A 14310-nucleotide genomic window follows, 5' to 3' on the forward strand; every position below is an offset into this window, starting at 1 on the left:
TCGAATGACCGTTCCTCGGGCGATGAGGGGCCTGCCGGTTTGATTTCCGCTTCGGGCTCCGAGACCCACGCTGGGCTCTGTGAGGTCAAGCCCGAACCGACACCCTCAGCGGGCCGAGCGCTGTCCGACGGACGCCCGGCCGATGTCGACGCGGTCGCCATACTGCCGAGACTCTGGCGGCCCAGGGACTACAGCAGGGATAGCGCAACTACCCAGACCACAATGGTCATACGGGCGAGATTGGCGATCTCGCGACTGGTCTCGCCGCGCCCCGCGCTCCGCCAAACTCCGATCAGCAGAACCAGGTTCCATGGGAGATGCGCGATAAAGGCGAGCACAGCGAGCCAAGCCGGCGCATGGGCGGCAAGGAGCATCAGCGCCAGCACTGTGGAGGCCAGGCTGACGACGGCCCCGCCCAAGATGCCCCAGAGCCAGAAGGCGCGACCAAGTGGAAGTTCGCCACACCAAAATTCAACGATAGCCCGCATGCAGATCTCGCGTCGGGGCTTTGGATGGGCCGTTCCGACCCAAGGTCGGACGGTCTGGGAACAAGGTGGTCGACGACCTCCGGAAAGAATAGTGGCTGATCTGGTTTCCGGTCGAGTTCCGAAAGGCCAGTACGGGTGGGCTCCTATGCTGCTGCGGCGCGGTCCGGCCGGAGCCAGTCAGCGGCTCCTGGTGGCCCCAGATCTCCTGACGTTCGGCCCGCCAGGGCGGAGCCTCGGCGCCCGTGAAACTGAGGCGTCGGCAGCTCGTGGCCCGCGGGCAACCGCCCTGGCGGTGACCCCGGTCGGACCCAGGAAGGCCATCACTCGAATGCCCAGCGGAGTGTCCTCGCAAGGCTGAGGGTGCCGGCGCGGACCAGCACGCGACTGATGATCGGAATATCCAACCCATGCATGTGGCGCGCCCATGCAGGCAGCAAGTCGATGGCGGCCTGGATGGTAACCGCCTGCAGGGGCTCCGCCAGCATGCTCGGCGCAGGTTGCGTCAGAACGAAACGGGCGACTTCCCGGGTTCGCTCGTCGGACCGTAGCTGCGGCCCCATAGCGCCAAACAGCTGTCGCGCCCTTGATCGGCTGCGCGGGATCGGATCGGCACCGAGCGCCTCTGCGATCTGCGCCATCTCGGCGAAGTAGCGGTCCTGGTCGGCGGCCGACATGCCTGGCTCGGCGTAACGGATCCAGGCGTCCAGGAAGCAGGTCGTCTCCGTGAGGTGAACCCAGGCCAGCAGCGACGGATCATTGGCCGCGTACGGGCTGCCGTCGGGCAACACGCCCCGGACCCGATTGTGGATGGCGCGGACGCGCGCGATCGCGGCCTCGGCCTCTGCCCGCCCGCCATAGGTGGTCAGCGCGATGAAGCGCGCCGTGCGTCGGAGCCGTCCCCGCATATCGGTCCGAAAGTTCGAATGATCCCACACCCCCGCCAAAACGGCCGGGTGAAGCATCTGCAGCAGCAGGGCCGCGACGCCTCCGACCATCATCGAGGTGACGTCGCCATGGACCCGCCATGCGACCGCGCACGGGCCGAACAACCCGTCGGCGCGCCGCACGACAGGACGCTCGCCGCGCCGCCGGTCGTTGAACATTGCGACGACCTGGGCAGCGATCGTGTCTTTGATCGGCCGCGCGAGCGCGTCCGGAAGCAGGGAGCGGACCGGGCCAGCTGGAGGGTGTGGCATCCGGAGCGAACCGCCGACGAACTGTGACGACGACGAGAGGCAGTCTGACGGCTCTATTATGACCATCTTCGCTGCCTTTCCAAGCTGGCCGAATATGCTGACTGGATCAGCAGCACCGCGGGCCTCTCCCATGGCCGCTTCGGGTCGAACCCAGCCGTGTCCGGCCAGGCCACAGCGGCGGCTGTGGGTCGGCAGAAGCGCCCCAGCGAATCCATTGTGAAGCGGGTTACTCCGCCAAGGCGTCGCGCCAACGGCTCCGCCACAAGCGATAGGCATGGCCGTATTCGCTGGCAGGACAGGTGTCGTTGCCGAAGCGGTCGCGGAACGGGTTGATGACGCGCCGGCCGCAATGGTCGAAGCCATCCGAGACCGTCGCCGAGCCGGTGGTCTCCGCGATCGCGTCGTTCCGGAGCCCGCGGAGTAAGGCAAAGGCGTCGAGGCCGCACAAGCCGAGCCACTCATCGATATCCGACGAAACGAGGCAACGCCGGCGCGGCATCCGCCAGTGACCAAGAACGTCCCAGACAATGGGCGCAGAGTCATCCTCGCCTTCGCGCGGCCGGCCGGTGACACGGAGGTCAAGCCGATGCGCAAAGCAGCCGGTCAGCCGCACCCATTCGGTTCCAGCGCCCTCGACAGACAGCCCAAGCCGCTCAAAATCCGCGAGGCCGGGACCGGTCATGGACTGCGTCCGAAACAGCGGCTGAGTAGCGAGATGACTCGCCTCAGGACCGGAAGTGGAGACCAGGTAAAGGGCTTTGTTGTGCATGTTTCCTCAAGAATGAATGCCGTCCGTCGCGGCGGTCGAGATCACTTCCGCTGGTCGACCCTGATGAAGAAGGTCCCCGGCCCTGCTCTCCGGCCGAAAGCCGAGGGGCCTGTCTCAAGGCTTGTCCAGCACGGACCGTCATCGCCACCGCCGTCCTTATGCAAGCTCCGAACCGGATGTGGCTTGGTACTCTGCGCGGATCGCGGCAACACTGTCGGGGCTGATGGAAAAGTAGCGGGCGATGTTCTCTTCCGTCATGCCCATATCAATCAGCGCCGCGAGGGCAGCGCGACCGACCGGCCAAGCTCCACAGATGAAGCCGCCCTGTCGCGGTGACGCGTCAGGCAAACCACGGATCAAATCGGTGCCGTCTGCGGGCATTTGCCGGTCCTCCCTGGGGTTCGTAGATTCCTGTGATCGTTGGGAAAGCGTCGGCAGATGGGTTCGCCTCGAACGCCTGAGCCGGCGCGTCGCTGCGATCTCGCATCCTCCGGCATGCGCCGGGAGCACTATGCTTGGGCGATCTTGAATCCGGCTGCCCCTCGATAAACCAGCTCTCTTCATCTCCGTCAATGCATTTATTGATCTAAGGCACGAGATTCGTATCACTGCACAGGTGTAAGGTTTCTCCTTCAAATGTTGTCGGACATTTAGTATTATAATATCCCGTGATTATGATCATATCGCCGTAGGAATACTGTACTGGGGCGCACTTCGGTATAGTCAGACTATTTGCGCGCGCTCCGCGATATTGGTGGATGAAGGCAACCTTCAGCAAGCTCCTCGACTCGCAACGGCGAAGATCGGCCCGCTCCCAGGGATCGGTTGCCAGATCCACACTCGGCAGGAACATCTCGCGCCTTTCCCCCCCCCATCCATGCTTCGAATGTACCTCAATCGGACAAGTAGATTTCCTTATCAATTCGCCTCATATTTCACGGTTTCAAATGAGAAAGGCTATGCGCACGCTGAATGCGAGATGGATAGCCGCCGCCATGATTCCCATGATGTTGTCGGGCTGCACGCGCGCAAATACATGCGGAAAGGGAGATTGCCTATGCGGACATCTCTGCAGGCCATGCAGTCTCCCGTGCAACATGGGCGAGACGATCGAAACGATGGGCATGAAGCCTACGAGCGCGTATTCACCTTCGGCGTGCCAGCCTGCAGGCACTTCTTAGTCCCCATTTCGGCGTGGGCTTCGGCGCGTAGGCTCCAACGAACTGAGAGCACCAGGAAATCTTGATTATGTGATAAATTTTTGACAAATGCTTTGCTCCATGCGCGGAGGGCAAGGGGCAAGCGGGGCTAGGGAGGCATAATCATGCTACGCATTTGCCTTGCGTTGCTGATCACGTCGGTCGCCGCGCTTCCAGCGGTTACGGCCCTGGCCGACGATACCCAGATTGCACGCGGCAAATACCTTGTCACGATCAGCGGCTGCAACGACTGCCACACGCCGGGATATTTCTTCGGCAGGCCCGACATGTCACGCTTTCTTGGCGGCTCAGATGTCGGCTTCGAGATGCCGGGCCTCGGTGTCTTTGTCGGCCCGAACATAACACCCGACAAGGAGACCGGCATCGGCAGTTGGACCCGGGAGCAGATCGTGACAGCGATACAAGGCGGCCAGCGGCCGGACGGCCGCATGTTGGCGCCGATCATGCCATGGCACGCCTTCGCACAGCTCACGGCGGATGACGGCACGGCGATCGCGGCTTTTCTCCAAAGTTTAGCCCCTGTTCATAACCAGGTCCCCGGGCCGTTCAAACCTGGAGAGAGCGTTTCGACCTTCATGTTCCGGATCGTGCCGCCGGGCGAAACCGCAGCCGATGCCAAATAGGCAGATCAGATCAAATAATGCTCGGCGCTGCGACTATTCCGGCAGAAGACGTGGATTGCACCACACCAGCATGGACCTGAAAATGGCTGGGTCTGGGGGTCAGAGCACGCAGTTCCGGTTGGGCGCGCGTGCCGCCTGACTCAGTCGATCGATCGCACCCGTTCGGAATCGAGGATGCGGCGGGCGAAGTCCGGCATGGCCAGGCCTTCCCGGACCGCCGCGTCAAGCGCTGCCTCCTTCTGCCGGATCGCCTCCAAACGATCGACGACCGCGGCCAAGCGCTCCCGCGGGATCACCACCACGCCGTCCAGGTCGCCGACCAGGACGTCTCCGGACTCGATCCGCACCCCGCCGACCACGACCGGCAGCCCTGCCGTGCCCGGCCCCTGCCGCGCCGGTGAGTTCGGGGTGACGCCGGCCGCGAACACCTGCAGCCCGACCTGCCGAAGCCCGACCAGATCGCGCACCAGCCCGTCGGTCACGAGCGCCACAGCGCCCTTGTTGCGGGCCATGCCGGCGACCAGGTCGCCGATCACCGCCGTGCCCTCATAGCCGCCGGCGGCGCAGACCAGGACATCGCCCGGTCCGGCGATGTCGAGCGCGGCGAACACCGCCAGGTTGTCGGCCGGGCCGCAGTCGCAGGTCACCGTGACGCCGACGAAGCCGGCCATGGCGGGATCGACCGGCTTGATCCGGTGATGCAGCGCGCCCGAGCCGCCCATAGCGTCGACGGCGAAGCCGGTCTGGACACCCCGCAGGGCCTCGACCAGCGCCGGATCCGGCCGGGCGAAGCAGCGGCGGATCGTCAGCAGCGGCGGATCCTCGATCATGGTGCACCCCATTTGGCGACGGGTCCATCGACCTGGGCGAACGCTATACTGCCCGGCAAAGACAAGGCAACAGCACGGGGAGGACATCATGCGGCTGATCGGGGCCGGGCCCCTGACCGGCGTCGTGGAGCGGATCTTCACGGCCGGCGGCTGCGCCGCGGAAGAGGCGGGGCGTATCGCCCGCCACCTCGTCGACAGCAATCTCTGCGGCCATGACTCGCATGGCGTCGTGCGCACCCGGCGTTACATCGACTTCCTCCGCGCCGGTAAGGTCTTCCCCGGCCGCAGCGCCGATCTGGTCTTCGACGGCGGCAGCCTGCTGGTCATCGACGGGCAGTTCGGCTTCGGCCAGACCATCGGCGAGCAGGCCATGGACCTGCTGGCCGAGCGCGCGAAGGCGCATGGCATCGCGCTCGTCACCATCCGCCGGTCCGGCCATCTCGGCCGGCTGGGGGACTGGGCGGAGCGGCTGGCCGGGTACGGCCTGGTCTCGCTGCACTTCCTGAACACCACCGGCCTCGGGCTGATGGTGACGCCATTCGGCGGCAGCGACCGGCGGCTGTCGCCGAGCCCGATGGCGATCTGCGTGCCGGTGGCGGGCCGCGACCCGATCCTGCTCGACATCACCACCGCCATGACTGCCGAGGGCAAGCTGCTGGTGGCGAAGAACAAGGGCGAGGCCGTCGCGCCGGGCATCATCGTCGACAAGGCCGGTCGGCCGACCACCGATCCGGCCGACTTCTACGACGGCGGCGCGATCCTGCCGTTCGGCGGGCACAGGGGCGCGGGCCTCAACATCCTGACCGACATCCTCGCCGGCGCGCTGTCGGGTGGCGGCTGCACCGCCCCCGGCGTCGCTGTGCTGGAGAATACCATGACCAGCATCGCGATCGACGTCGGCCGGCTGCCGGACCGCGCCGCCTATACAGCGGAGGTCCTGCGCTTCTCAGATTGGGTGAAGGGATCGCCGCCGGTCGATCCGGCGGCGCCGGTGCTGCTGCCGGGCGAGGCCGAGGCCGCGACCCGCAGGCGCCGCACCGCCGGAGGGATACCGATCGACGACGCAACCTGGGGCGATATCCGCGCCGCAGCCGAATCCGTCGGCGTTTCGGCTGCAGAGATCGAGGCGATGGTATCGGCCTAGCCCTGAGATGCTTCATGGCCCGATTTGCGGGGCGATCGCCGCGAGGTACCGCTCCGCCGGGGCTTGCCAATCGTGACCGACGACGAGCCCGACATACCCGTCGGGGCGGATCAGCCACAACCCGTCCTCCGACGGCGCCGGCCGTGGTCGTGTGTCGACGAGACCGGGGAAGAGCGCCGAGAGACGGGCGGCGGCATCGCCGGCCCCCGCCACTGCGAAACGCGGCGCCTCGCCGGATCCGATCGGCGCGGGATCGCCCGCCGCCGGCGGCCAGCGCTCGCCTGCCGCCGGCAGCGCGCCGCCGCGCGGCGCGTGGGAAGCCGCGACCGACAGCGGGCTGTCGGGATAGGCGATCTCGAGCTCACTCAGAGCGTCCGACATGCGGCGCTGCACCTGCGACAGGCCGAGCACGATCCTAGCCGCGGCGTTGCGCACCGCCTGGGCCACGGGGTTGCGCAGGATCGCGACATCGGTCATCCGTCCGGCGTTGCGCAGCACGCGCTCGCCGACGGCACTGCGCTCGACCGAGTAGCTGTCGAGCAGCGACGCCCGGGCCGTGCCCTTCGCGACCAAGGCGAGCTTCCAGGCGAGGTTGAAGGCGTCCTGCATCCCGGTGTTCATGCCCTGGCCGCCAGCCGGGCTGTGGATATGGGCGGCGTCGCCGGCGAGGAAGACGTGGCCGGCGGCATAGTCCCTGACCTTGCGCTCGTTGATGCGGAACGAGGACAGCCAGATCGGATCGCGCAGCCGCACGCCGCCCGGGCCGCGGTGGTCGACCAGCGCCTGCACCTCCGCCAGGGTCGGATCGGGACGCCGATCCTTGCCGTCGGCGGGGCCGAGATCGGCGACCACGCGATACCGGTCCCGCCGATCGGGAAGAAGGCCAGGATGCCGTCCCGGTGCCAGAAGATGTCGAGCTTGTCCGGGAGACCGAGCCCGTCGAGCCGTATGTCGGCAAGAACCCAGTCGCTCGGCTGGGTCGAGCCGGCGAATTCGAAGCCCAGCCCACGGCGCACCGTCGAATGCGCGCCGTCGCAGCCGATCAGCCAGTCAGCCTCCACGATCTCCTCGCGGTTGGCGGCGTGGCGCAGGGTTGCCGTGATCCCATCCGCGCGGGCATCGAAGCGCAGCAGCTCGACCTGACGCTCGACCCGGCACCCGAACTCCTCCAGCCGGGCTTCCAGAAGTCGCTCGGTCTCGTTCTGGGGAATCATGAGCGCAAACGGATAGGGACTTTCGATCTGGTCGAAGCCGACCTCGCCGATGAGCCGCCGCCCGTTGGAGATCCGCACGCCGTGGGCCTTGATGCCGGCGGCGAGGAAGCGGTCGACGCTGCCCGCGTGCTCAAGCAGCTCCAGCGAGCGACTCCAGAGCACCAGCGCCTTCGATTTGTCGGTCCGCGTCGCCGCCTTGTCGATGATGCGAACAGGAACGCCATAGCGGGTCAGCTCGGCCGCCAAGGTGAGCCCAACTGGGCCGGCACCGACGATCAGCACACGAACGGCATCCGCCATGGTCCCCTCCCGGTCGCCAAATCGGCGCAGCGCTGACCGTCGCGGCGATGGCGCATCGGGGAGATTTCACCGGGTCGCGAACCGGCAGGCAAGCACGTTGGCGCGACGCTGCGCGTCAATGTCGTCGTGACCGCCATGAGGTCGAGGCAGTGCTCGTGTCCCTGGGGAGTGGTGTAGCGGGGCGGAACGGGTCGGCCGTCGGATCAGAGCCGCGTCGCGATATACTTCGCCTCGAGGAATTCCAGCACGCCCTGCGCGCCGCCCTCCCGTCCGAGCCCGCTCTGCTTGGTGCCGCCGAACGGCGCCGACGGATCGGAGACCAGTCCGCGGTTGAGCCCAACCATGCCGGTCTCGATGCGGCGGCAGACCCGCAGGCCACGCGCCAGATCGTGGGTGAAGACGTAGGCGGCCAGGCCGTACTCGGTGGCATTGGCGAGGGCGACGGCCTCGTCCTCCGTCTCGAAGCGGCTGAGCGCGGCAACCGGCCCGAAGATCTCCTCCTGTGCCATGGCGGCATCGGCCGGGACCCCATCCAGCACGGTCGGCGGATAGAAATAGCCGGGCCCGTTCGGCCGCCGGCCGCCGCAGAGCAGCCGGGCGCCGCGCGACAGGGCGTCGTCCACCAGCCGCTCGATCTTGCCGACCGCCGCCGGGTTGATCATCGGGCCGCATTCGGTGGCGGGGTCGGTGCCGGGGCCGACCTTCAGCGCCGCCATGCGCGCCGCGAGCTCCACTGCGAACCGGTCGTAGAGGCCGGACTGGACATAGAGGCGGTTGGCGGCGGTGCAGGCCTCGCCGCCATTGCGCATCTTGGCCAGCATGGCGCCGTCGATCGCCAGGTCGAGATCGGCGTCATCGAAGACGATGAGCGGCGCGTTGCCGCCGAGCTCCATCGAACAGCTCACCACATGCTTCGCTGCCTCGGCGAGCAGCACCCGGCCGACCTGGGTGGAGCCGGTGAAGGACAGCTTCCGCACCCGCGGATCCGCCAGCATCGAAGCCGTCACCGGACCGGGCGTCGAGGTGGTCAGCACGTTGACGACACCCGGCGGCACGCCGGCCTCCGCGCAGAGGGCGGCCAGCGCATAGGCGGTCAGCGGCGTCTCGCTCGCCGGCTTGAGCACCACGGTGCAGCCGGCGGCGAGCGCCGGGGCGATCTTGCGGGTCGCCATCGCCGCCGGGAAGTTCCAGGGCGTGACGAGCACGCAGATGCCGATCGGCTCGTAATCGACGACGATGTGGTTCGCCCCGGTGGGGGAGAGCATGAAGTCACCGCAGATGCGCACCGCCTCTTCCGCGTTCCAGCGGAAGAAGTCGGCGGCGTAGGCGACCTCGCCGCGTGCGTCGCGCAGGGCCTTGCCGTTCTCCAGCGCGATCAGCTGCGCCAGGTCCTCGGCGCGCTCCGTCATCAGCTCGAAGCAGCGGCGCAGGATCTCCGACCGTCGGCGCGGCGGTGTCGAGCGCCAGGCCGCGCCCGCCTGCGCGGCCGCCTCGACCGCGGCGGCCGCATCCTCGACCGATGCGTCCGGCACCTCGGCCAGGAGCTGTTCGGTCGACGGATCGATGACGGGGATCGGTGCACGCCCCGCCGGCCACAGCCATTCTCCGCCGATATAGAGGCCGCGGGCGCAGCTGGCGGGATCGATGCCCGATGCGGAAGAGGGGGGCGCGGCTGAAAGCGGCGTCGCAAGGGCCATGGGCGGAATTCCTTAGTCGAGGACAGGGTCGGATGCCGCCGCGTCCGGATCGCCGCGAAAGGCGGCGTCGACCAAGCGGCGCATCTCGGCGAGCCCGATCGGGCGCGGATTGTTCTTGATCAGGCGCTCGATGCCGACCGCCTGCTCGGCGGTCCAGTCCAGCTTGTCCGCGGGCAGGCTGAGGCCGGCGAGCGTCGGCGTGATGCCGATGGCGCGCAGCAGCCGCGTCACCTCGTCGATGGCGGCGTCGGCTAGCGCCGCGCGCGAGCTGATCCCGCCGCCGACCCCGAGCGCGACGGCGATCTCCGCCATCTCGTCCAGCGCCGCGGCGCGGTTGAAGCGCATCACATAAGGCAGGGCGGTCGCGACGCCGAGCCCGTGGGGCGTGTGGGTCAAGGCGCCGACCGGATATTGGATGGCATGCGCCGCCGCCGTGCCCGCCGTGCCGAAGGCGCAGCCCGCGGCCAGCGCCGCCATCATCACCTCCGCCCTCGCATCCTCGTCCGCCCCGTCGCGCCAGGCGCGTTCGAGGCTGCGCCCGAGCAGCCGGATGGCGAGAAGCGCGAAATGGTCGGTCAGCGCGCTCTTGCCGATGAAGACGTGCTGCTGCGCGAGCTCCGCCGAAGGCGGGCGCCGGCCCGCGGTGAACGCCTCGATGGCGTGGGTCAGCGCGTCGGCGCCGGCGACCGCCGTCAGGGCGGGCGGGCAGGAGAGGGTGAGGTCGGGGTCGCAGATGGCCGCGGCGGGAATGAGGTACGGGCTTGAGATGCCGACCTTCAGCATGCGGTCCGGGTCGGAGATCACCGCGACGGGCGTCGCTTCCGAGCCGGTCCCCGCGGTGGTGGGAACGGCGACGACCGGCAGCACTTGTCCCGGCACCTTGAACTCGCCGTAATAGTCCGGCAGCCGGCCGCCATGGGTGAGCAGCAGGGCGGCGCATTTCGCCATGTCCATGCAACTGCCGCCGCCGATGCCGATGACGAGGTCGGGCGCGAAGCCGCGTGCCTCGTCGGCACAGTCGGCGGCGCTGTCGCGCGGCACGTCCGGCAGCACGCGGCCATAGACACTGACGACGAGGCCGGCCGCGCGCAGGCCGTCCAGCATCCGCTCGAAATCGGATGATTGAGCGAGGCGCTCGTCGGTGCACACCAGCGCCCGTCGGCCGAGGCGGCTGGCAACCGCGGGCAGGGCATCGCACTGGCCTTTGCCGAACAGGATCTCCTTGGGCAGCCGGATCGCCGAGAAGGACGTCACGATCGACTCCATCGATTGATGAGCCGCAAATCGGCCAGTCAAAGCATCCTATATCGAATCATATAGGATATCGTATTGAATGCGGCGGAGGATCGTGCTAGCTCTCCGGCATTGTCAAGGGACAAAGCAGTGCGCAGCCAGAAACCACTCATCGAATCCCGTCCGGCGGCCGATCCGGGCGAGGGCGCCCCGGCGATCCACCGGGCCGCCAGCCTCGCGGAAGAGGTCTACGAGGCGATCTTCGCCCGGCTGATGGCGCTGAAGATCCCTCCCGGCGCCCGCATCACCGTCGACGCCCTGGCGCGCGAGTTCAACGTGTCGCAGACGCCGATCCGCGAGGCGCTCGGCCGCCTGGAAGGCGAGGGCCTGGTGGTGAAGACGCATCTGGTCGGCTATAGCGCGGCGCCCCAGATCTCGCGCCGGCGCTTCACCGAACTGTACCAGCTGCGCCTGCTGCTCGAGCCCGACGCGGCACGCAAGGCCGCGGCGGCGATGACGGATGCGGCGCTGCAGGAGCTGACCGAGGCGGCGGGGGTGATGTCACGCCCGGACGGACCGGACGCACGGGCCCGCTATTCGCAGTTCGCGCGCGAGGATGCCGTGTTCCACGACAAGATCCTCGCGGTCGCCGGCAACGAGCTCATCCGCGAGACGCTGGCGCACCAGCACACCCATTTCCACATCTTCCGCCTGATGTTCCATTCGCGGGTGACCGAGGAGGCGCTCGACGAGCATGCGGCGATCCTCGCCGCCTTCTCCCGGCGCGACCCGGACGAAGCCGAGCGGGCGATGCGCATCCATATCGAGCGGTCGCGCGACCGCCTGCTGCCGGCGTTCGACTGATGCCGGCCGTGGTTTCGCCAGGCACGCGTCCCTCGCCCGAATGCGGGAGTCGCCAGCGGCGAGCGGATCCGTGATACGCTGGGATGAAGGGAGGGAAGCGATGGGACAGGTCGACACCTGCGCGCTGAGCCTGACGAATGTCAGCAAGTCCTACGGCCGCGTCCGAGCCCTGCACAACCTGTCGTTCAGCGTCGCGGAAGGCCGCTTCTTCGTGCTGTTCGGGCCCAGCTCGGTGGGCAAGACGACGACGCTGCGCACGATCGCCGGGCTCGTCGCGCCGGACCGGGGCCGCGTCGAGATCTTCGGTCGGGACTGGACGCACCAGCCGATCGCGGGACGCGGCGTGTCGATGGTGTTCCAGTCCTTCGCGCTCTATCCGCATCTCACCGTCTATCAGAATCTGGCCTATCCGCTGGTCGAAGCGGGGGAGGGGCGGCAGGAGATCGATCACCGCGTCCGGGAGACGGCGGCGATGCTCCGGCTCGACACGAAGCTCGACCGCAAGCCCGGCACGCTCTCGGGCGGCGAGCAGCAGCGGGTCGCGCTCGGCCGGTCCCTGATCCGGCGCCCGCGGATCCTGCTGCTGGACGAACCCCTGACCAATCTCGACGCCAAGCTCCGGCACGACATGCGTGCCGAGTTGAAGCGGCTGCATCGTCAGTTCGGACTCACGATCGTCTATGCGACGCCCGACGAGCTCGAGGCGCTGTCGATGGGCGAGGAGATCGCCGTGCTGCGTGACGGCGGCGTCGTGCAGACCGGGACGCCCGACGAGCTCTACGAAGCGCCGCGCGATCTGTATGTGGCCGGCAAGATCGGCTCGCCCCCCATGAACATGATCAAAGGCACGCTGGCCCGCGACGGCACCGTCATCGAGTCCGCGATCGGCCCCCTGCCGTGCACGCGCAAGCTGAGCACCGCGGAAGCGGGGGAGGCGGCCGTGGTGGGCATCCGGCCGAGCGACATCCGCCTCGCGACAGGCGGCGAAGGCAGCGTGACGGCGAGCATCGCCATGCTGGAGCCGTTGGGCGACATCACGGTGATCTCGATGGAGACAGGCGGGGAGACGCTTCGGCTGGTGCTGCCGGAAGCGGCGGCTTCGGGCCTGCAGCCCGGTCAGCAGGCATCGATCGTTCTCGATCCAGGAAAACTCTACGTCTTCCGGGCTTCGAACGGACAGGCGATCACCTGAGCCGGAGGCCAAAAGACCAGAAACAAAAAGATACAAGAACAAGCAAAAAAGACGCTGATAATACATGGGAGGAGACCTGAAGATGACGGCGACGACGAAGATCAAGGGCGTGGTGGCGGCGGCAGGACTGGCTGCTTTGCTGATGACGGGCGGGGCCAGGCTTTCCTTGGCCGAAGAGGTCACCCTGTCGATGGCGGTGCCCGATTGGCCGCCGACGCGCATCATGAAGAAGTTCTTCGACGAACAGTACAAACCGAAATCCGGCAACACCGTGAAGCTCGATGTCGACTTCATCCCGTGGCCCGATTTCTACACACGCGTGAACGCCTCGCTTACCTCCGGCGAACAGAAATACAACTTCATCGTATCCGACTCGCAGTGGCTGGGCGCCTTCGTCGAGGGCGGCTATTTCCGGAAGATCAACGACCTCCTGGATGCCGATCCCGAGTTCAAGAAGGCGTTCATGGAGATCCATCCCAATCCGCTGAACGCCTATTCGACTTACCCCTATAAATCCGAGAACTATTACGGCTTCCCGCAGTTTCCCGACGTGCTGGTCACCTTCGCGCGCAAGGACATCATCTGCGACGAGACCGAGCAGAAGAACTTCATGGCGAAGTACCAGAAGAAGCTGCCCTGCACGGGTGAAGAGATCGACGCCATGACCTGGGACGATTTCAGGAATGTCGGCGAGTTCTTCCGGCGTAAGAAGGGAGAGATGCTGGCAGGCAAGCCTGCCGAAGACGATTTCTACGGTATCGCCTTCCAGGCCGGGAAAAGCTACGACTTCTCATCCATGCAGATCAACGGCTTCATCTGGCAGATCGGCGGCAACATCTGGGACGAAACCCAGGTGCCCCAAGGCCAGGCGGAGGGCGTGGTGAATTCGCCCGCCGCGGTGAAGGCGCTGGAGACGTATCTGAGCCTGATCGAGTACATGCCGCCGGTGGCCAAGACCGGCACCATGGACATCTTCAAGACGGACGAACTGTTCCGCGAAGGCAAGGTGGCCATGAACGTCAACTGGATCGGCCTGGGCGAAGCCTCGCTCGACCCGAAGACCTCGAAGGTCGCGGACAAGCTGGTGTTCGGCCTCATGCCGGGAACCATAGGACCCGACGGCAAGATGGTCCGCTGGTCCAATATCGGAGGACAGCCCTTTGTGCTGACCACCTGGACGACCGACATCCAGATCAAGGAGGCCGTGGAGTTCGTGAAGTGGTGGCTGTCGTCCGACATCCAGCACCAGTTCGCGGCGGCGGGCGGCCAATCGGCGATCAAGTCCGTGTATTCGGATCCCAAATACGTGACCTATCGCCCATGGAACCGGGCATGGGCCCCGTCGCTGGACTGGCAGAAGGACGTGTGGCACGTGCCTCAGTTCTTTGAGCTGCTGACCCAGCAGCAGGACCAGTTCGATCTCGCGATCACCGGCAAGCAGGACGCCAAGACGACCTTGGACAACATCGCCAAGTTCCAGCAGAACCTGCTGACCGAAGCGGGCCTGATCGAATGATGTGACGGAGGCCGCTGCCGCCGG

13 protein-coding genes and 1 pseudogene are annotated in these 14310 nt (G+C 67.0%); 5 read left to right on the forward strand and 9 right to left on the reverse strand.

Annotation, left to right across the window (positions count from 1 at the left end):
• Window positions 1–188 precede the first annotated feature (188 nt).
• The 4 genes from KXR53_RS15325 to KXR53_RS15340 form a co-directional block, all read right to left on the reverse strand.
• On the reverse strand, window positions 189–488 hold the full coding sequence (locus KXR53_RS15325) for a hypothetical protein (protein ID WP_437376093.1): 300 nt from the start codon (window positions 486–488) through the stop codon (window positions 189–191).
• Between the two features lie 320 nt (window positions 489–808).
• Window positions 809–1816 (reverse strand): oxygenase MpaB family protein, encoded by a 1008-nt coding sequence (locus KXR53_RS15330; protein WP_437376094.1) that lies wholly within the window; start codon window positions 1814–1816, stop codon window positions 809–811.
• A gap of 94 nt (window positions 1817–1910) precedes the next feature.
• On the reverse strand, window positions 1911–2366 hold the full coding sequence (locus tag KXR53_RS15335) for a hypothetical protein (protein ID WP_437376095.1): 456 nt from the start codon (window positions 2364–2366) through the stop codon (window positions 1911–1913).
• A 243-nt stretch (window positions 2367–2609) separates the two neighbouring features.
• Window positions 2610–2834 carry a hypothetical protein gene (locus tag KXR53_RS15340; protein WP_437376096.1) on the reverse strand — a complete coding sequence of 75 codons (225 nt, stop codon included), beginning with the start codon at window positions 2832–2834 and terminating at the stop codon, window positions 2610–2612.
• Between the two features lie 943 nt (window positions 2835–3777).
• Between KXR53_RS15340 and KXR53_RS15345 the strand changes: the two genes are divergently transcribed.
• Window positions 3778–4296 carry a c-type cytochrome gene (locus KXR53_RS15345; protein ID WP_437376097.1) on the forward strand — a complete coding sequence of 173 codons (519 nt, stop codon included), beginning with the start codon at window positions 3778–3780 and terminating at the stop codon, window positions 4294–4296.
• Between the two features lie 140 nt (window positions 4297–4436).
• Here KXR53_RS15345 and KXR53_RS15350 read toward each other — a convergent pair whose 3' ends face one another.
• A complete protein-coding gene (locus KXR53_RS15350) occupies window positions 4437–5126 on the reverse strand; it encodes an RraA family protein (protein WP_437376098.1) in 690 nt (229 codons plus the stop codon).
• An 88-nt stretch (window positions 5127–5214) separates the two neighbouring features.
• On the opposite strand from KXR53_RS15350, the gene KXR53_RS15355 reads away from it, so the two are divergent.
• Window positions 5215–6270: an Ldh family oxidoreductase gene (locus KXR53_RS15355; RefSeq protein WP_437376099.1), complete on the forward strand. Its 1056-nt coding sequence runs from the start codon at window positions 5215–5217 to the stop codon at window positions 6268–6270.
• A gap of 12 nt (window positions 6271–6282) precedes the next feature.
• On the opposite strand, the gene KXR53_RS15360 is transcribed toward KXR53_RS15355, so the two are convergent.
• The 4 genes and pseudogenes from KXR53_RS15360 to KXR53_RS15375 form a co-directional block, all read right to left on the reverse strand.
• Window positions 6283–7122 (reverse strand): FAD-dependent monooxygenase, encoded by an 840-nt coding sequence (locus KXR53_RS15360; protein ID WP_437376100.1) that lies wholly within the window; start codon window positions 7120–7122, stop codon window positions 6283–6285.
• A gap of 83 nt (window positions 7123–7205) precedes the next feature.
• Window positions 7206–7784: pseudogene (locus KXR53_RS15365) on the reverse strand (FAD-dependent monooxygenase); the annotation flags it as partial.
• Between the two features lie 203 nt (window positions 7785–7987).
• Window positions 7988–9481 (reverse strand): NAD-dependent succinate-semialdehyde dehydrogenase, encoded by a 1494-nt coding sequence (locus KXR53_RS15370; RefSeq protein ID WP_437376101.1) that lies wholly within the window; start codon window positions 9479–9481, stop codon window positions 7988–7990.
• 12 nt (window positions 9482–9493) lie between these two features.
• On the reverse strand, window positions 9494–10735 hold the full coding sequence (locus KXR53_RS15375) for an iron-containing alcohol dehydrogenase (RefSeq protein WP_437376102.1): 1242 nt from the start codon (window positions 10733–10735) through the stop codon (window positions 9494–9496).
• A gap of 129 nt (window positions 10736–10864) precedes the next feature.
• On the opposite strand from KXR53_RS15375, the gene KXR53_RS15380 reads away from it, so the two are divergent.
• From KXR53_RS15380 to KXR53_RS15390, 3 genes are all read left to right on the forward strand, one after another.
• The gene (locus KXR53_RS15380; RefSeq protein ID WP_437376103.1) at window positions 10865–11578 is read left to right on the forward strand and encodes a GntR family transcriptional regulator; all 714 of its coding nucleotides are present in this window, start codon (window positions 10865–10867) and stop codon (window positions 11576–11578) included.
• A 100-nt stretch (window positions 11579–11678) separates the two neighbouring features.
• Window positions 11679–12770: an ABC transporter ATP-binding protein gene (locus tag KXR53_RS15385; protein WP_437376104.1), complete on the forward strand. Its 1092-nt coding sequence runs from the start codon at window positions 11679–11681 to the stop codon at window positions 12768–12770.
• An 82-nt stretch (window positions 12771–12852) separates the two neighbouring features.
• Window positions 12853–14286, forward strand: a complete 1434-nt coding sequence (locus KXR53_RS15390; RefSeq protein ID WP_437376105.1) for an extracellular solute-binding protein — start codon at window positions 12853–12855, stop codon at window positions 14284–14286.
• Window positions 14287–14310 lie beyond the last annotated feature (24 nt).

It is taken from the genome of Inquilinus limosus (assembly GCF_051487185.1).
GTDB classification, from domain to species: domain Bacteria; phylum Pseudomonadota; class Alphaproteobacteria; order DSM-16000; family Inquilinaceae; genus Inquilinus; species Inquilinus limosus_F.